This window comes from Streptomyces sp. NPDC002867 (genome assembly GCF_053591895.1).
Genome location: NZ_JBSFUR010000028.1, coordinates 31,874 through 54,591, shown reverse-complemented (window position 1 = coordinate 54,591; position 22,718 = coordinate 31,874). Strand labels below are relative to the sequence as shown.

General features: G+C 73.3%; 12 protein-coding genes. 6 read left to right on the top strand and 6 right to left on the bottom strand.

The window, feature by feature from the left end:
* Window positions 1–19 precede the first annotated feature (19 nt).
* On the bottom strand, window positions 20–1,291 hold the full coding sequence (locus ACWD0A_RS24100) for a serine/threonine-protein kinase (protein ID WP_451301255.1): 1,272 nt from the start codon (window positions 1,289–1,291) through the stop codon (window positions 20–22).
* 137 nt (window positions 1,292–1,428) lie between these two features.
* Window positions 1,429–3,057, bottom strand: a complete 1,629-nt coding sequence (locus ACWD0A_RS24095) for a serine/threonine-protein kinase (RefSeq protein ID WP_451301253.1) — start codon at window positions 3,055–3,057, stop codon at window positions 1,429–1,431.
* A gap of 432 nt (window positions 3,058–3,489) precedes the next feature.
* Here ACWD0A_RS24095 and ACWD0A_RS24090 point away from each other — a divergent pair, with 432 nt between their 5' ends.
* The 6 genes from ACWD0A_RS24090 to ACWD0A_RS24065 all read left to right on the top strand — a co-directional run bounded on the left by ACWD0A_RS24090 (window position 3,490) and on the right by ACWD0A_RS24065 (window position 15,717).
* A complete protein-coding gene (locus ACWD0A_RS24090) occupies window positions 3,490–7,173 on the top strand; it encodes an FHA domain-containing protein (protein ID WP_451301251.1) in 3,684 nt (1,227 codons plus the stop codon).
* A gap of 162 nt (window positions 7,174–7,335) precedes the next feature.
* The gene (locus ACWD0A_RS24085; RefSeq protein ID WP_451301249.1) at window positions 7,336–8,691 is read left to right on the top strand and encodes an ABC transporter substrate-binding protein; all 1,356 of its coding nucleotides are present in this window, start codon (window positions 7,336–7,338) and stop codon (window positions 8,689–8,691) included.
* A 4-nt stretch (window positions 8,692–8,695) separates the two neighbouring features.
* A complete protein-coding gene (locus tag ACWD0A_RS24080; protein ID WP_451301247.1) occupies window positions 8,696–10,042 on the top strand; it encodes a carbohydrate ABC transporter permease in 1,347 nt (448 codons plus the stop codon).
* Between the two features lie 97 nt (window positions 10,043–10,139).
* Window positions 10,140–11,048, top strand: a complete 909-nt coding sequence (locus ACWD0A_RS24075) for a carbohydrate ABC transporter permease (RefSeq protein ID WP_451301245.1) — start codon at window positions 10,140–10,142, stop codon at window positions 11,046–11,048.
* A 142-nt stretch (window positions 11,049–11,190) separates the two neighbouring features.
* Window positions 11,191–13,449, top strand: coding sequence for a bifunctional glycosyltransferase/CDP-glycerol:glycerophosphate glycerophosphotransferase (locus ACWD0A_RS24070; protein ID WP_451301243.1), 2,259 nt, complete (start codon window positions 11,191–11,193; stop codon window positions 13,447–13,449).
* Between the two features lie 21 nt (window positions 13,450–13,470).
* A complete protein-coding gene (locus ACWD0A_RS24065) occupies window positions 13,471–15,717 on the top strand; it encodes a bifunctional glycosyltransferase/CDP-glycerol:glycerophosphate glycerophosphotransferase (protein ID WP_451301241.1) in 2,247 nt (748 codons plus the stop codon).
* A gap of 38 nt (window positions 15,718–15,755) precedes the next feature.
* On the opposite strand, the gene ACWD0A_RS24060 is transcribed toward ACWD0A_RS24065, so the two are convergent.
* The 4 genes from ACWD0A_RS24060 to ACWD0A_RS24045 all read right to left on the bottom strand — a co-directional run bounded on the left by ACWD0A_RS24060 (window position 15,756) and on the right by ACWD0A_RS24045 (window position 22,577).
* Window positions 15,756–16,127: a DMT family transporter gene (locus tag ACWD0A_RS24060; RefSeq protein ID WP_307715216.1), complete on the bottom strand. Its 372-nt coding sequence runs from the start codon at window positions 16,125–16,127 to the stop codon at window positions 15,756–15,758.
* Between the two features lie 34 nt (window positions 16,128–16,161).
* Window positions 16,162–17,736, bottom strand: a complete 1,575-nt coding sequence (locus ACWD0A_RS24055; RefSeq protein ID WP_451301239.1) for a methyltransferase domain-containing protein — start codon at window positions 17,734–17,736, stop codon at window positions 16,162–16,164.
* Between the two features lie 34 nt (window positions 17,737–17,770).
* Complete coding sequence (locus ACWD0A_RS24050) at window positions 17,771–19,009, bottom strand: glycosyltransferase family 39 protein (protein WP_451301237.1); 1,239 nt, start codon at window positions 19,007–19,009, stop codon at window positions 17,771–17,773.
* A 142-nt stretch (window positions 19,010–19,151) separates the two neighbouring features.
* Window positions 19,152–22,577: a CDP-glycerol glycerophosphotransferase family protein gene (locus ACWD0A_RS24045; protein ID WP_451301235.1), complete on the bottom strand. Its 3,426-nt coding sequence runs from the start codon at window positions 22,575–22,577 to the stop codon at window positions 19,152–19,154.
* Window positions 22,578–22,718 lie beyond the last annotated feature (141 nt).

The following is a 22,718-nucleotide window of genomic DNA, read 5'->3' as shown; positions in this document are numbered from 1 at the left end:
GGGCCGGGCCGGACGGGACCTAGGGCTCCGAGGGAGCCGACTGCCGCGTCTCCTCCGGCGTGGGCTCGGTGTCGTCGCCGCCGGCGGCCAGCCAGCCGCCGACCCCCACGGCCGCGGCCACCACCACGGCGGCGACACCCACGGTGATGCGGCGCTTGCGCACCGAAGCCGCCCTGTTGCGGGCCGAGCCGGGGCGACGCTGGCCCGGGGCGCGGGGTGCCCGGGCGGTGCCGTGGGCCCCGCCCGCGAGCTCGTCCGGGGCGGGCACCCGCATCGAGGTGTGGGTGTCGCGGTTGGAATCGGCCGGGGCCGATCCGGGGACGAGCGGGACCGCGCCCCGGCGGCGCGCCTCGCCCCGGACGGCCGGGGCCACGTCCTCGTACGGCTCGGGCGCCGGCTCCGCGTCGGGCTCGTCGACATCCAGCGGGGGCATACCGGCGAGCGTCGGCAGCAGGTCGTGCAGCCGGTGCGCCAGCTCGGAGGCGCGCAGCCGGGAGGCGGGCGCCTTCGCCAGGCACTGGACGATCAGCTGCCACAGCTCGTCGGGGATACCCGGCAGCGGGACGACGGTCTCGGTGACATGGCGCCGCAGGACGGCCCCGGGATGACCGCCGCCGAAGGGAGTGAACCCCGCCAGAAGCTCGTACAGGACGGTGGCCAGCGCATAGATGTCGACCGCCGCGCGGGGCGGCAGGCCCTCGACGATCTCGGGCGCGATGTAGTCCGGCGTGCCGATGATCCCCGACGGGTTCGGGGCGCCGCCGCCCGTGGCCCGCAGGGCCTTGGTGCGGCGCGGGGTGTCGATCAGCTTGGCGACGCCGAAGTCGGTCAGCAGCGCCGGGTGAGACCCGGCCGGACCGAGCGGGCCCTCCATGTCGAGCAGGATGTTCTCCGGCTTGACGTCCCGGTGCACGACCCCGGCCGCGTGGGCGGCGGCGAGGCCGTCGGCGACGTCCGCGATGATCGCGACCGCCGCCTCGGGCGCGAGCCGGCGCTCGCGGTCGAGCCGGGTGCGCAGATCGGTGCCGCGTACGAGGTCCATGACCAGCGCGAGGTCGTTGCCGTCGACGACGAGGTCGCGGACGCCGACCACCCGGGGGTGGTCGAGCCCGAGGAGGGCCGTGCGCTCCTGGACGAAGCGGCCGACCAGTTCCTGGTCGCAGGCCAGGTCCTCGCGAAGAAGCTTGATGGCCACGGGCCCTTCGGGGCCCTCGCCGAGCCACACCGTGCCCGCGCTTCCCCGCCCCAGGATCTGATGGGCCGTGTACCGGCTGCCGATATTCCGTGCCAAGACTGCTCCCTCAGCGGCTGGCGTTGCCCCATAACGTACGCGGGCGCGGGGACCTGTGTGCCCCGGATGACACCAACCTCCACCTCTGCGGAACAAATCAGCCCGCAGAAGTCGACAAAACGACAGGGCTACCGCTGTTACTGCTGGTTCTGGATCTGATCGGCGGTGTCCTTCGCCTCACCGAGCTGCGAGATCCAGTCGGTGACCTTGGTGATGCCGTCGCCGATCGCGTCCCAGTAGCTCTTGCCCTCGGCGATCCAGCTCTGGAGCGGTGTGAGCTCCCAGATCAGCCAGCCGCCGATGAAGAACAGCACGATCATCACCAGGCAGCCCTTGAGGCAGCCGAGGCCGGGGATGCGGACCGGGTTGGCGCTGCGCCGGCGCGGCTCGCGCGGCGGTCGCGGCTGCTGGGGCGGCGCCTGCGGGGGCGCGTACGGCTGGGGCTGATGGCGCTGGGGCTGGTGGCGCTGGGGCTGCGGCGGGTACGGCTGCGGCTGGGGGCGCTGTGGGGGCCGCTGCTGATACTGCGGCGGCTGGGGCGGCGGCGCCTGGCGCTGAGGGCGGCGGCGCAGCGGGTCCTGGCTCGGGTCCAGGTACTGCACCTGCGTCTGCTCGTTGCGGTCGCGGGCTGCGCGCAGCTGCGACTGCCAGGGGTGCGGATCCTCGGGACGCTGCGCGTCGCCCGGCGGGACGGGGGGCATCACGGAGGTCGGGTCGGCGCCGCCGCCCGGGCGTCCGGTCTGCGGCATGACGCTCGTCGCGGCCGACGGGTCGTACGCCTGACCGCCGCCCGTGTTCGGCAGGACCTGCGTCGGGTCCGCGGCACCGGGCGTCTCGGGGACGGGCGCCGGGGCGGGGTCGGGCGCGAGCAGCGCGGCGACGCCGAGGGCAGCGTCGACCTGGGCCGCGTTGGAGTGCACACCGATGCCGGCCGCGACCGTGCGCAGGCCGCGGGCGAGATTCTCGGCGCTGGGCCGCTCGCCGGGCTCCTTGCGCAGGCAGCGCTCTATGACCGTCCACAGCGGCTCGGGGACGGTGGTGGGGCGGCGGGGCTCCTCGCTGAGGTGCCGGTGCAGCACTTCGAGCGCCGTACCGCCCGCGAACGGGGGCCGGCCGGTGACCAGCTCGTACAGCAGGATGCCCGCGCCGTAGATGTCGACGGCGGAGGTCTGCGGGCGGCCCTCGGCGGACTCGGGCGCGACGTACGCGGGGGTGCCGACGAACTCGTGCGTGCGGGTCAGGCCCGGGGAGTCGGCGAGGCGCGCGATGCCGAAGTCCGTCAGCATCGGGTGCATCTGACCGTCGGCGTCGGTCTTCAGCAGGACGTTCGCCGGCTTGAGGTCGCGGTGGACGATGCCGTCGGCGTGGCTGGCGGCGAGCGCGTCGGCGATCTGCGCCGTCAGCAGGGAGGCGGCGACCGGCGACAGCGGGCCGTTGTCGCGCAGGTAGTGGTGGAGGTCCGGGCCGTCGACGAGGTCCATGACCAGGGCGAGGAGATCGCCCTCGACGACCAGGTCGCGGGTGCGCACGATGTTCGGGTGGGTGAGCCGCAGGAGGACGGAGCGCTCCCGCAGGAAGCGCATCACCACGTCCGCGTCGTTCGCGAGCTCCTCCTTGAGGACCTTGATCGCGACGGTCTCACCGGGCTGTCCCGCGACGGCGGCCTCGGCGCCCGCGGTCTCCCTCTGACGGGCTCGCCAGACGGTGCCCGTGGCGCCGCGCCCGAGCGGCTCCTCGAGCAGGTACTTGCTGCCTACCGGCCGCACGTCATGCGCTCCCTGCTGGTCGGTCCTCTGGAACCCGGGCTGCCGATGATGCGGTGATCCTGCGGGCCGCCGGGTGTCCGACCCACTGTAATGGTGCCGAACGGATCACCGGCGGTGCGCGCCCCGGTGCCTGTTCGAAGAACAGACGCGGGCATCGTACGGATGGTTGCCCTACGGAAGTGCAGCGAACGTCACGATCAGGGGGCGGGGCGTTCCGGTTCCTGTGCCAACCAGGCACTTTTGCGCCCAGAGCCGACCAATCAAGATCGCTTACGGATGGGGCCCGGGCGTGTTGTCGGCAGCAGGTGCGAGGATGCCTCTCAGCACATGGCCGTGGGAGGGAGCTCATGGCTCGTGCCGACCTGCCGGGCGGGGGGCGATCAGGGCGGCTCCCCTGCCGGGTACCCCGCGCAGAAGGGATGGCTGACGGCGATGCAGATCCGGCTGACTGTGCTCGCGCCGCGCGGGGGGTCGTCCGCGACCGCGGGGCGCCCTTGCGACGTGCTGGTCACCGCGCCCGCGGGCACCGCGCTGGCCGCGGTGGCCTCCGGCCTCGCCGCCGCCGTCTCCGGCCCGGACACCTCGGGCACGGTCGTGCTCTACGCGGGACAGGAGCGTCTCGACCTCCAGCGGCGCACACTCGGCGAGCCGCCGCTGGTGGACGGAGCCGTCCTCGCCCTCCAGTCCCCCGTCGACGAGGACGCGCACGACGCGGTGGACGCGGCGGCGCAGCTCCATGTCGTGGCCGGACCGGACGCGGGCGGGGTCCATCTGCTGCACGGCGGGCGGATAAGCGTCGGCCGCTCGGCCGACGCCGATGTGCCGCTGGACGATCCGGACGTCTCCCGGCTGCACTGCGCGGTGACGGTCGCGGACGACGGCCGGGTGACGGTCGCGGACCTGGGCTCGACGAACGGCACGACGGTCGACGGCGCGTCCGTCGACACCCGCCCGGTCCGCCTCCCGGCGGGCGCGCTGCTGCGCCTGGGCGAGTCGACGCTGCGCCTGGCGACCGCGCCGCCGCCGGAGCCACTGCGGACGACCCCGGACGGCGAGGGTCACCTGCGGGTCTCTCGCCCTTCCGGCGCGCCGGAAGGACCGGACGCCCCGGCCGGAGCGGGCCCGGAGGCCACAGGTCAGACACTGCGCCGGCCGACGAGCTCCTCCGAGCAGGCCGCCGCCGGGCGCGCGGCCGGCGCGGGGCCCGGAGGAGCGTCCGGAGGCGGGCCCGCGGACCAAAGGCCCGCCGGACGCGGCGACGCCCGGCGCGAACCGCCGGACACCCACGCCACCGGCGGCGGCCGGGACGGGTGGCCGGGACCGGCGGGTGCCGACGGGGCAGGGCGCGCAGACGCGCAGAGCCCGGACGCCCGGCGGCCGGCGGGCACGTACGGTCAGGCCGGTACAGGCCACGGGAGTACGGGCCGCGCGGATGCGCCCGGCACCGGCGGCGGCCGGGACGGCTGGCCGGGGCCGACGGGGCCGGGCCGGACCGGCCCGGAGAGCGCGGGGGCACAGAACAGCGACGTGCGCCGCCCCCGGTGGGCCCGGCCCGCCGAGGCGTACGGGCACGGCGGCGTCGAGGGCGTGGGGCGCACCGACACGCCTCCGGCCGATCCGACCGACGCGTACGGGCACGGCAACGCGTGGCGCGAGCCGGCGAGCACCGGAGGCGCGGGCCTCGCCCACGGCCCGGGCGGTCACCCGGGCAACCAACCCGAGCCGGCCGACACGTACGGGCGCGGCCGTGACGGTGCCGGGCAGTACGGCGATGGCGGCGACGGGCCGGACGCCGGGGCCCGCGAGGGGCAGCGCCACCGGGCCGACCGGTCGGGGTCGTCGCAGACGTATCGGGCCGACGCCGCGAGCCCCCGCGTGCCCGCTCAGTACGCCCCCGTCGGCGGCGACACCCACGGGCGGGCGCTCGACGTGTCCGGCGGGGAGCCGGTCCGCAGTCGGGCCCCCGAGGGGCCGACCGCCCGGCGCCGCGGCATCGGCGCCTGGGCGCGGCGGCTCGCCGGCGGCCGCGACGCGCGCGTGCCAGAGCCGCACGAGGCGGCCGGCCCGGACGTCACCACGGGCCCGCCCGCCGTCGAGGCGTGGCCCGACCCCGCCGCCGTGCTGCTGACCGCGCTCGGTCCCGGCCCCCGGTTGTGGGAGCGCGGTCCGGAGCACCCCGAGTCCCTCGTCATCCGGCTCGGCACGACCGACCGTGCCGAGCTGCCCTCCGTACCGGTGACCGTCGCGCTGCGCGAGGCGGGCTCCCTCGGGCTGGCCGGCCCGCGGGCGCGGCTGGCCGGACTCGCCCGCTCCGCCGTGGCGCAGCTCGCCGCGCTGCACTCCCCCTCCGATCTGGAGTTCGTGCTGATCAGCACGGACCGCTCCCGGACCCTGGAGGAGCGGCGCAGCGAATGGGCATGGCTGGGCTGGCTGCCGCATCTGCGTCCCGCGCACGGCCAGGACTGCCGTCTCCTGCTCGCCTACGACCGCGACCAGGCCACCGCCCGCACCGCCGAGCTGACGCGCAGGCTGGACGAGGGGCCGCTCGGCCAGGGCTGGCCGAGCGCCGACCGCCGGGCCGTGGCGGACGCGGCCGACCGGCACACCGGCCCGCGTACGGTCGTGATCGTCGACGGCGACCCCGGTTCCGCAGCGCTGCGCGAGACCACCGCGCGGCTCGCGGGCGCGGGCCCGGCCGCCGGGATCCACCTGATCTGTCTGGCCGAGACCCCGGCCGCCTCCCCTCTCTCCCCCGTGGCGGCGACGTACGAGTCCGCGTGCGCGGCGTCGCTCGCCTTCCGGGAGTGCGGCGCCGTCGCGATGCTCAGCGGTGACGTGGCGACCGCGCTGCGGCTGATACGGGTAGCCGGTGGGCGGCTCGCGGGCCACGGCACGGTCGGTGCGGTGGACGCGGTGTCACCGGCGTGGGCGGAGCGTTTCGGGCGCGCGCTCGCGCCCCTGCGCGCCGAGGGTGCTCCGATGCACCCGGGCCGGGTCGCGGCGCTGCCGCAGTCGGCACGGCTGCTGGACGAGCTGGGGCTCGCCCGGGCCACGCCCGCCTCGCTGATGGCGCGCTGGGCATCGGCGGGCGACGGCACGGTGGTCCTCGGCTCGGGGCCGCGCGGCCCGCTCGCCGTGGACCTCGCCGAAGAGGGCCCGCACCTGCTGATCGAGGGCCCCGCGGGCAGCGGCCGCACCGAGTTGCTGCGCGCGGCCGCCGCTTCCCTGGCCGCCGCCGGCCGCCCCGACCGGCTCGGTCTGCTCCTGGTCGACGGCGCAGGCGGCGAGCGCGGTGAGGGCCTGGCCGCGTGCACGGAGCTGCCGCACGTCACCGAACACCTGGTGGCGAGCGACCCGGTGCGGATGCGGGTGTTCGCGCAGGCGCTGGGCGCCGAGCTCAAGCGTCGCGCGGAGCTCCTGGACGGTGTCGGCTTCGCCGAGTGGCAGGCGCGGCGCGAGGTCGCCGGCCGCATGGTCGGCCAGCGCGGCCCCAGCCCCGCCGAGCAGCGCGGCGATCTGGACTCGCCCGCGTCCGGGACCCTGCGGCTGCGCCCCGGCGGGCGTACGCAGAGCCAGGAGCCGGACCCCCTGCCGCGCCTCGTGGTGCTGGTCGACGACTTCGACGCGCTGGTGGCTCCGGCGCTCGGCAGCCCGGGCCGGCCGGCGGCCGGTTCGGTCGTCCGGGCCCTGGATGCGGTCGCCCGGGACGGTGGGCGGCTCGGAGTGCATCTCGTGGCGACGTCCTCGCGTCCGGACCGGACTGCCGACACGCACCTGGCGGAGGGGGCCCGGCTGCGCGTGGTGCTGCAGGCGCCGCCCGCCTCGCCGGGTCCGGACGACCCGGCCCCCGGCCGGGGCAGGCTGGGGCATCCGGACGGCCGGGTGACCCCGTTCCAGAGCGGCCGCGTCACGGGCCGCATACCGAGGACGGCGACGCTGCGTCCCACGGTCGTCCCGCTGGAGTGGGAACGGATGGGCGACCCGCCGGCCCGCCGTCCCGTCCGCGAGCTGGGCAACGGACCGACGGATCTGGCGCTGCTCGCCAGCGCTCTGCAACGGGCCGCGCAGTCGGTCAACGCCGGTCCGGTCCCGCCCCTCATCCCGGCGCATCCCTGATCCGCTCGTGGGCGCGGCGGGCCGTGGGGCCATCCGCCTGACATCGCGTCACAAGGCCATCACGAAAGGCCGCTTGTCGCCGGAGGCGGTATTGCGACACCCGCAGCTCGGGCGTAGACCTGCTGTCACGGGACAGCAGCGCACAGGAGAGACGGGGCAGCAATGCGCACAACTCTTCGTACGAGCAGGGCCGCGGTGGCGTTCGCCGCCATCGGCGCGCTCGCCCTCACCGGATGCGGCGGCGACAGCGACGCCGGCCGGCCCAGGGGCGACGAAACCACGAAGCCGGCGACGACCGTCCAACTGCCCAAGCTGGACGGCGAGAACATCCAGGTCGCGGCCGTCTGGAGCGGACCGGAGCAGGAGAACTTCACCAAGGTCCTGGACGAGTTCGAGAAGCGCACGGGCGCGAAGGTCACCTTCGTTCCCGCCCAGGACCCGATCGTCAACTTCCTCGGTACGAAGATCGCGGGCGGCAGTCCGCCGGACGTGGCGATGCTGCCGCAGGTCGGCGCGATCCAGCAGGCCGTGCAGCGCAAGTGGGCCAAGCCCGTCGGCCCCGAGGCGAAGGCCCAGCTCGCGAAGAACTACTCGAAGGGCTGGCAGGACCTCGGGGCCGTGGACGGCACCCAGTACGGCGTCTACTACAAGGCCGCCAACAAGTCCCTGATCTGGTACAACAACGCGGTCTTCGAGAACGCGGGCGCCGCCGCGCCGAAGACGTGGAAGGACTTCCTCTCGACGGCGGAGACGATCTCCGCGTCCGGTGTCACGCCGGTCTCGATCGCGGGCGCGGACGGCTGGACCCTCACCGACTGGTTCGAGAACGTCTACCTCTCCCAGGCGGGACCGGAGAAGTACGACCAGCTCGCCAAGCACGAGATCAAGTGGACCGACCCGTCCGTGAAGGACGCGCTCACCACGATCGCGCAGCTGTGGGGCAAGCCGTCCCTGATCGCGGGCGGCGCGGACGGCGCGCTGCAGACCGAGTTCCCCGCCTCCGTCACGCAGACGTTCAGCGGCGGTGACCAGCCCAAGGCCGCGATGGTCTTCGAGGGCGACTTCGTCACCGTCAACATCGCGCAGACGGACGCGGAGATCGGCGGCGACGCGAAGGTGTTCCCGTTCCCCGCGGTCGGTGCGGAGGCGCCCGTGGTGACCGGCGGCGACGCGGCCGTGGCGCTCAAGGACAGCAAGGGAGCACAGGCGCTGCTGACGTTCCTCGCCTCGCCCGACGCGGCGGCGATCTCGGCGGCGGCGGGCGGCTTCATCTCACCGAACAAGTCCCTCGACGTGGCCGCGTACCCGAACGACGTACAGCGCGACATCGCCAAGGCGCTGATCGCCGCGGGTGACGACTTCCGCTTCGACATGTCGGACCAGATGCCGCAGTCGTTCGGCGGCACGCCCGGCAAGGGTGAGTGGAAGGCGCTCCAGGACTTCCTGAAGAACCCGAAGGACATCGCGGGCACCCAGCAGCGGCTGGAGGCCGACGCGGCCAAGGCGTACCAGGACTGAAGCCGTGGCGGCCGCGACAGCGGGGGGGCCGGCCCGTCCGGCGCCCCCCGCCGGTACACGCAAGAGCGTGACAGGCACACGTAAAGTCGTGGCGGCGGGCTTCCTGCTGCCCGCGCTCGTGCTGCTGGGCGCGCTCGTGGTCTACCCGATCGGGTACTCGATCTACCGGTCGTTCTTCGACCAGTCCGGCAGCGGTTTCGCCGGGTTGGGGAACTACCGGGAGATCTTCACCGACGACACCATCCTGACCGCCGTCAAGAACAACGCGATCTGGGTGGTGGTGGCGCCGACCGTGTCCACCGCGCTCGGCCTGATCTTCGCGGTGCTCACGGAGCGGATCCGCTGGGGCACGGCGTTCAAGCTGATCGTCTTCATGCCGATGGCGATCTCGATGCTCGCCGCGGGCATCATCTTCCGCCTGGTGTACGAGCAGGACCCGGAGCGCGGGGTCGCCAACGCGGTCTGGGTGGGCGTGCACGACACGTTCAACGAGTCCGCGGGCTTCCCCAAGGCGCATCCGCTGCCCGCGCATCCGCTGAAGGCGGGCGGCGGCGGTTCGTTCGTCACCAAGGAGCCGGTCTCGGCCGGAACGCCCGTCCAGTTGCCGCTGGTCGGGGTGGCGCCCGCGAAGATGCCGTCGGACGCCGAGCCCGCGAAGGCGCCGGAGGCCGGCGGTGACGGGATCAACGGCACGGCGTGGCTGGACTTCACCCGGGGCGGCGGCGGAAAGCCGAACGTCGTCGACGCCAGGGAACTCGGGCTCAGGGGCATCAAGGTGGAGGCGGTCAAGGACGGCAAGGTCGTCGCGGAGGCGCGGGCCGGTGCGGACGGGCGGTTCACCCTGCCCGCCTCGGCGGAGGGGGCGCTGCTGCGGCTGCCCGCGGAGAACTTCCGCGAGCCGTACAACGGCGTGAACTGGCTCGGCCCGGGCCTCGTCACCCCGGCGATCATCGGCAGCTACGTGTGGATGTGGGCCGGCTTCGCGATGGTCCTGATCGCGGCGGGGCTGGCGAGCGTGCCGCGCGAACTGCTGGAGGCGGCCCGCGTGGACGGCGCGAACGAGTGGCAGGTCTTCCGCAGGGTGACCGTGCCGCTCCTGGCGCCCGTGCTCGCGGTGGTGCTGGTGACGCTGATGATCAACGTGCTGAAGATCTTCGACCTGGTGTTCATCATCGCGCCGGGCTCCTCGCAGGACGACGCGAACGTCCTCGCGCTCCAGCTGTACCGCTCGTCGTTCGGCACGGACGCGAACCTCGGGCTCGGCAGCGCGATCGCGGTCCTGCTGCTCCTGCTGGTGCTGCCGGTGATGTTCCTCAACATCCGGCGGATGCGGAAGGAGGCCGGGCGATGAACACGCGCCACACCGCACCCGGCACCTGCCGCGAGTCCGGGGGTCGCCCCCCGGGCAAGCACAGCAACATCCGGCGGACGCGGAAGGAGGCCGGGCGATGAGCACCATGAGCGGCACCGGCACGGCCGGCACGAGCGCTGCGCCCGTCAAGGCGAAGCAGTCCCTCGCCACCCGCATCGCCGCCCGCACCGGCGGCGGCGTGATGCGTGTCTTCCTCGTCCTCGCCGCCCTGTTCTGGCTGATGCCGACCGTCGGTCTGCTGCTCTCCTCCCTCCGCAGCCCCGGTGACATCGCCGCGAGCGGCTGGTGGGAGGTGCTGACCGCACCCGCCCAGCTCACCACCGAGAACTACACCCGCCTCCTGGAGAACGAGGTGATCACCGGCTCCCTCGTCTCCACCGTCCTGATCACCGTCCCGGCCACCGTGCTCGTCGTGGTGATCGGTGCGCTCGCCGGATACGCCTTCGCGTGGATGGAGTTCCCGGGCCGCGACTGGTGGTTCATGGTCGTCGTCGGGCTCCTCGTCGTCCCCGTACAGGTCGCGCTCGTTCCGGTGTCCGAACTCTTCGGTCTCATCGGCATCTTCGAGACGACGATCGGCGTGATCCTCTTCCACGTCGCCTTCGGCCTGCCCTTCGCGATCTTCCTGCTGCGCAACTTCTTCGCGGAGATCCCCCGGGAGCTGCTGGAGGCGGCCCGGCTCGACGGAGCGGGCGAGATCCGCCTGTTCACCCGGGTCGTGATGCCGCTGGGCGGACCGGCGATCGCCTCGCTCGGCATCTTCCAGTTCCTGTGGGTGTGGAACGACATGCTGGTCGCGCTGATCTTCGCGGACTCCGAGTCCGCGCCGATCACGGTCGCGCTCCAGCGCCAGGTACGGCAGTTCGGCAACAACATCGACGTGCTCGCGCCCGGCGCGTTCGTGTCGATGATCATCCCGTTGATCGTGTTCTTCGCCTTCCAGCGGCAGTTCGTCTCGGGCGTCATGGCGGGCGCCGTCAAGTGACCCTCGTGCACAGGAGGCGGCCCGGTTCCCCGTAACCGGGCCGCCTTCACGCGCTCGTCCCCCGGATGCCACGTGCGGCGTAACCAAGTCACCCCATTGGCCGTTTTCGGGCCATCTGCCCGCGCCGACCCATGGATGTGCCGTGCCCCGGTTCAGCGTCATCGTGCCCGCGTTCAAGGTCCAGGCCTACCTGCATGAATGCCTTGAGTCGGTGCTGAGTCAGAGCTTCGACGACCTCGAACTGATCGCCGTCGACGACTGCTCGCCGGACTCCTGCGGTGCGATCATCGACGAGGTCGCGGCGCGCGACCCGCGCGTGCGGGCCGTGCACCTGCCGGAGAACGCGGGCCTGGGCGGTGCGCGCAACGCCGGACTCGCCCGCGCGTGCGGCGAGTACGTCATCTTCCTGGACAGTGACGACACCCTCGTACCCGGCGCGCTCCAGGCGATCGCCGACCGGCTCAAGCACACGGACGAACCCGACGTCCTGGTCTACGACTACGCCCGCACCTACTGGACCGGTGAGATCACACGGAACAGGTTCGCCGCGCTGCTGAGCGAGCAGGAGCCGGCGACGTTCCGTCTGGAGGACCGGCCCGGGCTGCTGAAACTGCTGATGGTGGTCTGGAACAAGGCGTACCGGCGGGAGTTCGTCGAGCGCGAGCGGCTCGCCTTCCCGCCGGGCTACTACGAGGACACCCCGTTCACCTATCCGGCGCTGCTGGCGGCGTCCACCGTCGCCACTCTGGACCGGGTGTGCGTGTACTACCGCCAGCGCCGGGAGGGCGGCAACATCCTCGCCACCACGAGCCGCAAGCACTTCGACATCTTCGACCAGTACGACCGCGTCTTCGCGTTCCTCGACGCGCGGCCGGAGCTCGCGCACTGGCGGGGCGTCCTGTTCTGCCGCATGGTCGACCACTTCTCGACGCTCGCCATCACCCGCGGCCGGCTGCCCCTCGGCAGCCGCCCCGAGTTCTTCCGCCGCGCCCGCGCGCACTGCGCCCGCCACCGCGCGCCGGGGGCGCGTCCCTCGCTGCGCGGGCGGCTTCGGCACCTGCTGATGCGGCACGGCTGCCACCGCGTCTACCGCCTGCTGTGGACGACGGACCTGCTGCGCGCGCGGGCCCGCCGCGTCGCGGGCGCCGGCCGCCGGGTGCTGCACGCCGCCGCGGTGCGGGTGCACTACCGCATCCAGCTGAGGCTGCCCGTCCGCAAGGACCTGGCCGTGTTCTCCGCGTACTGGAACCGCGGCTACGCGTGCAATCCGGCCGCGATCGAGGAGAAGGTCCGCGAACTCGCACCGCACATCCGCACCGCCTGGATCGCGGACCCCGCCCACCAGCACACGATTCCGGCGGCGACACGGCGTCTGCGGCCGGGTTCGTTCGCCCACTGGTCGGCGCTCGCCCGCGCCAAGTACCTGGTCAACAACGTGAACTTCGACCGCCGGATGGTCAAGCGCCCCGGTCAGATCATGCTCCAGACCCACCACGGCACCCCGCTGAAGACGATGGGCATCGATCTTCGCGAACGCCCGGCCGCGGCGCGTGACATGGACTTCGAGCAGCTGCTCGCGAACGCCGACAAGTGGGACTACTCCCTGTCCGCCAACCGGCATTCGACGCTCGTGTGGGAGCGCGCGTACCCCGCGGCCTGCACCGTCCTCGAGTACGGCTACCCCCGCAACGACGTCTTCCACCGGGCCACGCCCGCCGACGTGGCCCGGCTGCGCGCCGCGCTCGGCGTCCCGGAGGGCCGCACCGCGATCCTGTACGCGCCCACCCATCGCGACTACCGCCGCACCCAGCGGCCGCCCCTGGACCCGGCGCGGCTCGCGAACGCGCTCGGCGACCGCTTCGTGGTGCTCGCCCGCGCCCACTACCTCGCCGACGGCGGCACGTTCGGAGCGGCTCACCGGGTCGTGGACGTCTCCGGCCATCCGAGCGTCGAGTCCCTGGCGCTCGCCTCGGACGCCCTCGTCACCGACTACTCGTCCCTGATGTTCGACTACGCGGGCCTGGACCGCCCGATCGTGCTGCACACCTCCGACTGGGACGCCTACCAGGCGGCCCGCGGCACCTACTTCGACGTGCGCACGTGCCCGCCGGGCGCGGTGGCCCGCACCGAGGAGGAGCTGATCGACATCTTCACCACGGGCCACTGGCGCGGCTCGCGCTCGGCCCAGCTGCGGACCGCGTTCCGGGAGCGGTTCTGCCCGTACGACGACGGCCACGCGGCGGAGCGTGTCGTACGGCGGGTCTTCCTGAAAGAGACCGGGGGCCTGCCCGCCTTCGTCCCGCCGGCCGAACGGATCCCGGTCCCGCCGGCCGGGACCGTCCCGCAGCTGCCCTGCCCGCGGCCCGCCACCGGCGCCCCGCTCTCCGTCCGCCCCCTGTGACCTGTACGAGAAAGAGTCTTCATGCCCCGCCTGAGCATCGTCGTCCCTGTCCGTCTAGTGCGTGGAAGCCTGCGCGAGTGCCTGGAATCGGTACTGACGCAGTCGTTCGCCGATGTCGAGATCATCGGGGTCGCCGACGGATCACCGGACGGCTCGGGGCAGTTGCTCGACGAGATCGCCGCCCGTGACCCCCGCGTGCGCGCCGTGCACCTCGCCGAAGCGGCGGGCTCGGACGGCCGCCGCACGGCGGGCGCCGAGCGCGCGACGGGCGACTACCTGCTGTTCCTGGAGGGCTCCCACGTCATGCTGCCCGGCGCGCTCCAGCTGATCGCGGACCGGCTGGAGACGGCGAAGGACCCGGACGTGCTGCTGTTCGGGCATGTCCACAGGCCGTTCCGAGGACTGCCGCTGCCGAGCCGTTCGCTGCACCTGCTGACGGAGATGGGCGACACCGACCTGTGCACGCTCGCCGACCGCCCGGCACTGCTGGGGGTCGCGGCCGTCTGCTGGAACCGGGCGGTCCGCCGCGACTTCCACGAGAGCGGCCAGGTGCCCTTCGCCCCCGGCCCGTACGGGGACCGGATGTACGCGCTCGGCACGCTCGCGACGGCGGAGACCGTCGCCGCGCTGCCCGTCCCCTGCGTCGAGCACCGCCGGCGGCGGTACGTCCCCGGGCTCGACGACCCCGCGGAAAGGGTCGCCCCGCACGACGTGGTCGAGCAGTTCTGCGACCTGTTCGACGCCCTGCGGGGCACACCGCGTTTCGCTGGGGTGCACGCCCCGCTGTTCCAGCTGGCCTCGCAGCATCTGCTGGAGACGTACACGGAGGTCTCACGCCGCCGGCGCGCGTACGTGCGGGCCGTGGCCGCCTTCCACCGGGAGTACCGGCCCCGCGGGTACCAGCCGCCCGGCGGCCTCGCCTGGCTGCGGCTGCGGCTCCTCGCCGGCGGCCGGACGGCCGCGCTGCGCGGGTTCGACGCGGCGCTCACCGTGCGGCGCGGGCTGCGGGCCGCGGCGGCCGGGGCCCGGTCCCGGCTGGCACACAGGGTGCTCCCCGTGCTGTACCGGCTCCACCGGCTGCGCCCGCTGGACCCCCGGCTCGCCGTGTACAGCGCGTACTGGAACCGCGGCATGAGCTGCAACCCGGCGGCGATCTACCACAAGGCCGCCGAGCTGGCCCCTGACGTCCACGGGGTGTGGGTGGTGTCGAAGAAGGCGGCCGCCTCCCTCCCGCCCGGCGTGGACCACGTCGTGCCGGGCTCGCGCCGCTACTGGGCGGTCATGGCCCGCGCCACGTACTTCATCAGCAACGTCAACTTCCCCAACCAGGTGGTGAAGCGCCGCGGTCAGATGCATGTGATGACCCATCACGGCACTCCGCTGAAGGTGATGGGCGTGGGCCAGTACCAGTACCCGGCGGCCGCGCAGGGCCTCAACTTCCCTGACCTGCTGCACCGCGTCGACCGCTGGGACGTCAGTCTGTCGTCCAACCCGCACTCCACCGAGGCATGGACGAGCGCCTACCCGAGCGCCGTGCGCCACCTGGAGACCGGCTACCCCCGCAACGACGTCCTCGTGAACGCCACGCCCGAGCAGGTCGCCGCCGTACGCGCCTCGCTGGGCATCCGCCCCGAACAGCGCGCCGTCCTGTACGCGCCGACCTTCCGCGACCACGAGCGCGGCTACACCTGCCGGCTCGACCTTGCCCGGATCGCGCGGGAGCTGGGCGAGGACACGGTGCTCATGATCCGGGCCCACTACTTCCACGACGGCAGCGGACTCGGCGCACAGCCGGGCATCATGGACGTCTCCGGCCATCCGAGCACCGAGGAACTGTGCCTGGCGGCGGACGCACTGGTCACGGACTACTCCTCAGTGATGTTCGACTACGCCAACCTGGACCGGCCCATCGTGGTGCACGCCCCCGACTGGGAGATCTACCGCGCGGTGCGGGGCGTCTGCTTCGACCTGCTGTCGGGGGCCCCGGGAGACACCCCCGGAGCGGTGACCCGCAGCACCGACGAGCTGATCCGCGTCCTCACGGACGGCACCTGGAACAGCGCGGCGAACGCCGGGCTGCGCGCGGCCTTCCGGGCCCGCTTCTGCGCGTTCGACGACGGCCGGGCGGCCGAGCGCGTGGTGCGCCACGTGCTGCTGGGGGAACGCGAGCTGCTTCCGGTGACGCCGCCCGAGGAGCGGGGCGCGGTGGCGCTGCCGCGGCAGGCGGCGGCCGAGCAGAGCGAGGCACCGGCCGGGACGGCGGTCTGAGCCGACGGGCGGCCCGGCCCTCGCCCGAGCCGCCGTCGTCACTGCTGGCCCGCCATCACCGTCACCAGCCCCGCCACCACCATCAGCGAGCCGCCCCAGGTCCACGGCGACGTCCGCTCGTGCAGCACGGTGGAGCTCGCGAGGACGATCAGCAGGTACCCCAGGGCGTTGAAGGGGTACGCGATGTTCAGCGGCACGCGGGCCAGCGTCGACATCCACGCCACCGCGGAGACGGCGAAGACGACCAGTCCGATGACGACCCACGGGGTCGTGGCGGCCCGCATCACCAGCGAGCCGCCGCCGTGCTGGGCGGCCGCGGCGGCGGACCGCATGCCGTGCTTGAGCATGATCTGGCCGCCCGCCGACGAGAACACCGCGAAGAGCAGCAGCAACAGGCTGGACAGCGTCAAGATCTTCCTCCTGCGCGGGGGCCGGGGCTTCGGCTCAGGCCGTGGCACCCACGCGGTCGGCCCGCTCGGCGGGGACGTACTGGCGGTTGAGAATGTCTTGGACATCGACGTGCTCCCCGGCGATGATCGTCTGCGCCGCATGCGGGGTGAGCACTGCGACGTACTGGTAGCCGAAGAGTGTCGGCCGCACACGGGTCAGCAGCCGGGACGCCCCGCCCAGGACCTTCGCCACGGGTCCGCCGCCGAGCACGGACCAGAACGGCGCCCCGGTGGCGGCGAGCCGCAGTTCGTCGTAGCCGGCGGCCCGCACCGTGCGGCGCAGACTGGCGCGGGTGAAGAAGCGCAGATGCGTCTCGTCGAGGATGCCGCGCCGGTCGTATCCGAACACCCCGAGGACGACCCGCAGCCGCGCGTACCAGTGGCTGAAGTTCGGTACGGAGAGCAGCAGACGGCCGCCGGGGCGCAGGACGTCCCGCAGGTCGGACAGGACGCGTTCGGGCCGGGAGAGATGCTCGATGACGTCTGCGGCGATCACGTAGTCGTAGTCGGCGGCGATGTCGGGCGGCAGGCCCTCCTCCAGGTCGGCGAGGACGAAGTCGGTGCAGCGCTCGCGTACGCCCGGCACCTCGACGAAGTCCAGGCCGGTGACGGTGTGTCCGAGGGCCTCCAGGCGCTCGGCGAACAGGCCGCCGGAGCAGCCGACGTCGAGGACGCGGCCGGGCGGCATCGTGCGCATGAGCCGCAGGATCGCCGAGTGCGAGGAGCCGTCGCCCTCCTTGAAGGCGTACTCGACGGGCTTGGGGATCCACGGGCAGGTGCCGAAGCCCTTGAGCGCGAGCCGGTATTCGAGCACGTCCTTGACCACGTCCTTGGCGTAGCGCATGCCGTTGACGTAGCAGATCTCGTCGCCGTAGTAGGTGGGGATGGGGATCTCGCGGATCCGCATGCCCGCGTCGATCAGCTGGACGACGATCTGGGTGTCGAAGTCGAAGGCGTCGGTGTTGCGTTCGATGGGCAGCCGGCGCAGTGCGGCGACGCTGTAGGCGCGGTACCCGGAGTGGAACTCGCTGAGCCGGGAACCGAGCAGCCCGTTCTCGAAGCGGGTGAGGACGCGGTTCCCGAGCCACTTGTAGAACGGCATACCGCCCTTGAGCGCGCTGCCCGGGTTCATCATCCGCGAGCCGAACACCGCCTCGCACTCGCCGCGTTCGATGGGGGCGACCATCTCGGGCAGCAGCTCGGGGGCGTACTGGCCGTCGCCGTGCAGCAGGACCACGATGTCGAGTCCGCGCTCGGCGGCCAGGGCGTAGCCCGCCTTCTGGTTGCCGCCGTAGCCGAGGTTCTTGGTGTGCCGCATGACGACGGTCGGCGGCATGCCCTGCAGCTGCGACCAGCGGCAGCCCGCCGTGAACGTCTCGTCACTGCTCGCGTCGTCGAGGATGAGGATCTCGGCGATGCGGGACCGGAAGTCCTTCGGGATGCGGTCGAGCGTCTTCTCCAGCGTGGCCTCGGCGTTGTACGCCACCACGAGGATGCCGATCCGCGGTCCCGGGCCGGACGGCCGGCCGCCGTGGGGGGCGGTCCGCGAGCTCTCCAGCGTGCTCTCCATCACCAGCGCTTCTCTACTCTTTCGTCGGTTCGCTTCAGTTGACAGGGGATGCGGGGGTGGACGGGCTCTTCGCCCGGGGCGCCACCACGGGCAGCGTCCGGTGCGGGAGCGCCGGGGGCGGCTCGGCGAGCACGCGGCGCAGGCCGGTCACGATCCCGGCGGCGAGCAGCAGCCACCCGAGGGCGGCGAGGTTCAGCGCCCAGTCGTTCCAGCGGACGGCGCTGGCTCCCGAGTACACGCACACCGTGACGACACCGACGACCACGCCGAACGCGGCGCCCTCCCAGAGGCCGAACAGGCACAGGCCGACCACCGGCCAGGCGAGGTACTGGACGGCCGAGCCGGTGCTGAGCAGAAGCAGCAGGGTGAGCGACAGGGCGACCGCGTAGGCGGGCGCGGCGGGCCGCACCCACGCGAGCCAGACGCCGGCCGCCATGCAGACGAGCACGAACAGGAGGCGGAAGTCGCTGTGGAGGGCGACGATGAACGCGTCGGAGGCGCCCGCCCAGTCGGCGAACCGTACGAAGCCCCAGAGCCTGGCCCGCCCGCCCTCGTATTCGAGGACCTTCTGGCGCAGCGGCTCCGGCACGGTCACGAGCACCGGCCCCCACAGCACCGGCATGACGGCGGCGAGGCCGGCGGCGAAGCGTACGAGGACGGGGCGCCCGGCGCGGAAGGCCGCCACGAGCAGGGCGGGGATCGCGACGACAGGAATGAGCTTGATGCTCACCGCCACGGCGGCGCAGATCCCCGCGGCGAGCGGTGCCCTGCGGTCGGCGAGGAGGTGGGCGGCGAGAACGGCGAACATGACGGCGACCGAATCGGTGTTGCCGTGATATCCGGACGTGGCGAAGAGAACGGGGCTCAGGGCGCAGCCGAGGGCGCACGCCATGGCCGTTCCGGTGGACCTCCGGCGGCGGAGGATCTCGAATACGAGAACGGCGGAGACGAAATCGGCGAGGCAGGCGGGCGTACGGATCAGAACCGCGAAGGGAATTCCCAGCCGGTCCAGTTCGTCGAGCCCGAGCAGCATCCAGCTCGCGAGCGGCGGATGGTTGTAGACGGGCAGGCGCGGCATCGGGTGTTCGTAGATGCGCACGGGGCCGACCTGGGCGATCGCCCGGGCGAAGGCGTCGAAGAACCGGACGTCGGCGGGGCCGCGTGTCTGAGCGGCGAGAACCATTTTCGCGACGAAGGCGAGTGCCGACACGGAGAGGACGACGGATCGCGCCCGGCGCACGTCGAGCGTTCCCGTTCCCGTTTTCGTTCGCATTCGCAGGTCCATGGCCGCTGAACGTAGCAATCGTCGACATCGGCGGCTGGCACCCGATAAACACACTAAATGCTGGACAGTTGACTGCGCTGCGATCTTTGGCAAAGTCCCGGCACGCGAATCACCCGGAAGGTCCATTCCCTCAGGGCGCGGTCTCCTTCAGGATCCGGTCGGCGACCGTGGCGGCGGCGTTCGCGTCGTCGAGGTCGCAGAACACCTGGCAGAAGGCCGCGTACGCCTCCTCGTGTCCGGCGGTCGACGCGGCCGGGTCGCGCAGCGCTTCGATCAGTTCGGCGCCGTCGGCGACGAGCGGCCCGGGGGCCTGCTTCTCGAAGTCGAAGTAGAAGCCGCGCAGCGTGTCCCGGTAGTGCTCCAGGTCGTAGGTGTGGAACAGCATGGGGCGGCCGGTCTGCGCGAAGTCGAACATCAGCGAGGAGTAGTCCGTGACCAGCACGTCGCTCACCAGCATCAGTTCGGCGACGTCGGGGTGGCGCGAGACGTCGCGGGCGAAGCCGCCGGTGTCGGGCAGCCGGTCGTTGACCAGGTAGTGGCGGCGCACGAGCAGCACATGGCTGTCGCCGAGCGCGGCGCGTGCGGCGGCGAGGTCGAGCCGGAGGTCGAGCGCGTAGCGGCCGCCGTCCTTGGGGCGGTCCTCGCGCCAGGTCGGGGCGTACAGGACGACGGTCCTGCCCTCGGGGAGGTCCAGGCGCTCGCGGACGCTCGCGGCGACCTTGGCCCGGTCCTCGGCGTGCAGCAGGGCGTTGCGCGGGTAGCCGGACTCGACGACCTCGCCGTCGTAGCCGAAGGCGCGGCGAAGGATCGGGGTGGAGAAGCGGTTGGGCGAGACGAGCACGCTCCACTGCGCCGCGCGGGCCGGAAGGGACTCGATGTAGGGCCGGTTGGCCTGGGAGGTGCCCAGCAGGTCCCGGCCGATGCGCTTGAGCGGTGTGCCGTGCCAGGTCTGCACCACGAACTGGTCGGTGCCGCGCTCGAACCACTCGGGCAGCTGGGTGTTGGTCACGACCACCCGGGCTGTGGCCAGTTCCTCGTGCCACTCGGCGCCGCCGTGGGGGACGGCCCGCACGCCTGCGGGCAGCGCGGCCTGCTGGTCGCGCACCACCCACAGGTGCTCGAACGGGCTCTTGCGGCGCAGCAGTTCCTCATGGACGGCGCGCGGCGAATCGGAGAACTGGCGGCCGTCGAAGCTGCTGAACAGGACGGTTTCGCGGCGGGGTCCGCCGCGCAGGGCGGCGAACCGCTCCCGCATCCGCCGCTCGGCCACACCGCCGCGCTCGCGGGCGCCGAGGACCGGGCCCGACTCCACGAGAAGCTGGTCGTGGTAGCGGCGGTCGAGCGCGAAGTCGCGCCCCCGCACGCTCCGCACGGAGGGTACGGCGGCGTGCTCCGCGAAGGCGAGGCGCACGGGGGCGTAGCACGCCGGGTCGCTCTCGCCCCGCTCGCGGAAGAACAGGAACCACCGGCCCTCGGCGAGCGGCAGTTCGCCGCCGGGCCCGTCGACGGCGGCGGGGGCGACGACGGCGCGGAAGCGGCCGTCGCGCAGCTCGTGCGCGAAGACGGCCTCCTCCTGGCAGCCGCTGTGCTGGAGCACCAGCTCCGGCCGCCGCAGGGCGTGCTGCGGGAAGCCGCCCTCGACGACGAGTTCGCCGGAGGGGGTCCAGGAGAAGGCGTCGACCACGGGCTGGGGGCACTGGTCGCTCAGCACGAGGTTGCCCGCCGCGCTCGCGATGACGGCGAGCTCCCGGGCCGGATCGCCCAGCCCGTACCGCCCGGGCGCGGTCGTACGGGGGACGGCGACGGGCACCCGGCTGCCGTCGGCACGGACGAGGCGGACGGTCCAGGGCGAGGTGCGCGGTGCGTCGGCTCCCGCGCTCGTGAGGGCGATGTCGGCGGTGAAGACGCCGGACGGGCCGGGGACGACGGGCACCTCGCGCTCCTCCCCCGTGTGGCGGTTGTGCAGCCGCACCGCGGTCGGGGCGGGGCCGGTGGCGATCCCCTCGATCCGCACGCCGTCGTCCGTGGCCCCGTGGGCGGTGAGCCTGGCCGCGACGCGTTCCGCCTTCAGGCGCAGCTTGTCACCGGACAGTTCGGGAACGATGCGCAGCTCGTCGCCGACATCGTGGACGGCGGGGACCGCCCGGTTGCCGAGCAGTCGCAGAGGGCCGCGGCGGAACGTCCCGGCCGCGAGGATGCCGACCTCGAGGTTCCACGTGCCGGTCCTCAGCCGGGCCGGATCGACGACGGCCTCGAAGCCCGCCCGGTCGTAGGGGTGCAGGCCCTGGCGGGAGCCGGCGTTCGCCTCGGGCACGTCCGCGGGACGCAGCCGCAGCGGGACCACCCGTCTGCGCCCGGACCGCAGCCAGGCGAACGTGCGGGGCCGTCGCTCGCTCGCCGGGTGGTTGCGGACGTACGCGTAGCCCTTGAGGTGCAGCTTTCCGTCCCGCCACACCGCCTCGGTGATGTCGGACAGGACCGGCAGGTCGGCGGGGGCGGGGCGGTCGACGCCGCGCGGGAGAGGCGCGGTGAGCGCCGGGTGTTCGGCGCGGCGGGCGCGCGGACCGCGGATGCGGAAGACGTCGCGGCCCTCCTTCTTCTCGAAGGCGAGGAGCGCGAGGAGTTCGGCGAGGCGCCGTTCGCGGACGAGCTGCCACTTGACGCGCAGGTGCAGCGCGAGCCCCTCCAGAACGGGCCGGCACACGCTGGTCACGAAGTCCCCCGCGTGCCGGAGGAAGGCTTCGCGGTAGTCGTCGTCGCCGTCGGGCAGGGCGTCCATGAAGAGCATCAGGTCACTGGCGAGGACGCTCGCCTCGTAGCGCCGGCGCGCCTCGCCGCCCAGGAGGCCGCGTGCCGCGGTGACGGAGGCGGCCCGGTCCCGCACGGCTTCCGGCCGGGCCCTGCGGGTGGTGATGGACCCGTCGCGGTCGCGCCACAGGTAGACCGTGTCGTGCAGGACGTCGACGGAGCGGGCGAGAAAGTGCGCCGGGACGACGACGGGGATGTCCTCGAAGAGGACGCCCTCGGGGAAGGCGAAGGAGTTCCGGTCCCAGAAGTCCCTGCGGAAGACCTTGTTGCAGGCGATGCGGTCGTATAGCAGCGCCCAGTCCCGGGTGACGTGGGTGGCGGTACGGGAGGTCGCCATCGGCTCGCGGAACATGGGCGACTGCTGCGTCCTGCCGACGGCCCGCAGCCGGTGGACGTTGCCGGTGGCGAAGTCGGACCCCGAGGCGTCGAGCGAGCCGACCATCTTCTCGTACGCGTCGGCCGGCACGACGTCGTCGCTGTCGACGAACGCCAGGAACTCGCCGCGCGCCCGCCGGATCCCGGCGTTGCGCGCGGCTCCGAGCCCGGCGTTCTCCTGCGAGACGAGCGTGAACCGCCGATCCTCCGCGACGAAGCGCCGTGCGATGTCACCGCTGCCGTCGGTGGAGCCGTCGTCGACCATGACGACCTCGACGTCCCGCAGACTCTGCTCGGCGAGGGAGCGCAGGCACTCCTCGAGATAGTCCTCCACATTGTGGACGGGGACGACGACGCTGAGCCGAATCGGCATGGTGGACACGTCCGTTCAAGAGCGCGGGGTTGCTGCGCGGGACAACCGGTCCACCGCCCGGGGGTCACCGCGCCCTGCGCCGAACGGGTGATCCCGGGGGCGCGCACGGGGTGCGCGTGCGCCGAGTACGGATCCGCGGTG

What these genes read in the sequence shown, in the direction of transcription:
- ACWD0A_RS24090 (WP_451301251.1), top strand. Translation starts at nt 3,490, where the DNA reads ATGCAGATCCGGCTGACTGTGCTCGCGCCGCGCGGGGGGTCGTCCGCG.
- ACWD0A_RS24085 (WP_451301249.1), top strand. Translation starts at nt 7,336, where the DNA reads ATGCGCACAACTCTTCGTACGAGCAGGGCCGCGGTGGCGTTCGCCGCC.
- ACWD0A_RS24075 (WP_451301245.1), top strand. Translation starts at nt 10,140, where the DNA reads ATGAGCACCATGAGCGGCACCGGCACGGCCGGCACGAGCGCTGCGCCC.
- ACWD0A_RS24065 (WP_451301241.1), top strand. Translation starts at nt 13,471, where the DNA reads ATGCCCCGCCTGAGCATCGTCGTCCCTGTCCGTCTAGTGCGTGGAAGC.
- ACWD0A_RS24055 (WP_451301239.1), bottom strand. Translation starts at nt 17,736, where the DNA reads ATGGAGAGCACGCTGGAGAGCTCGCGGACCGCCCCCCACGGCGGCCGG.
- ACWD0A_RS24050 (WP_451301237.1), bottom strand. Translation starts at nt 19,009, where the DNA reads ATGCGAACGAAAACGGGAACGGGAACGCTCGACGTGCGCCGGGCGCGA.
- ACWD0A_RS24045 (WP_451301235.1), bottom strand. Translation starts at nt 22,577, where the DNA reads ATGCCGATTCGGCTCAGCGTCGTCGTCCCCGTCCACAATGTGGAGGAC.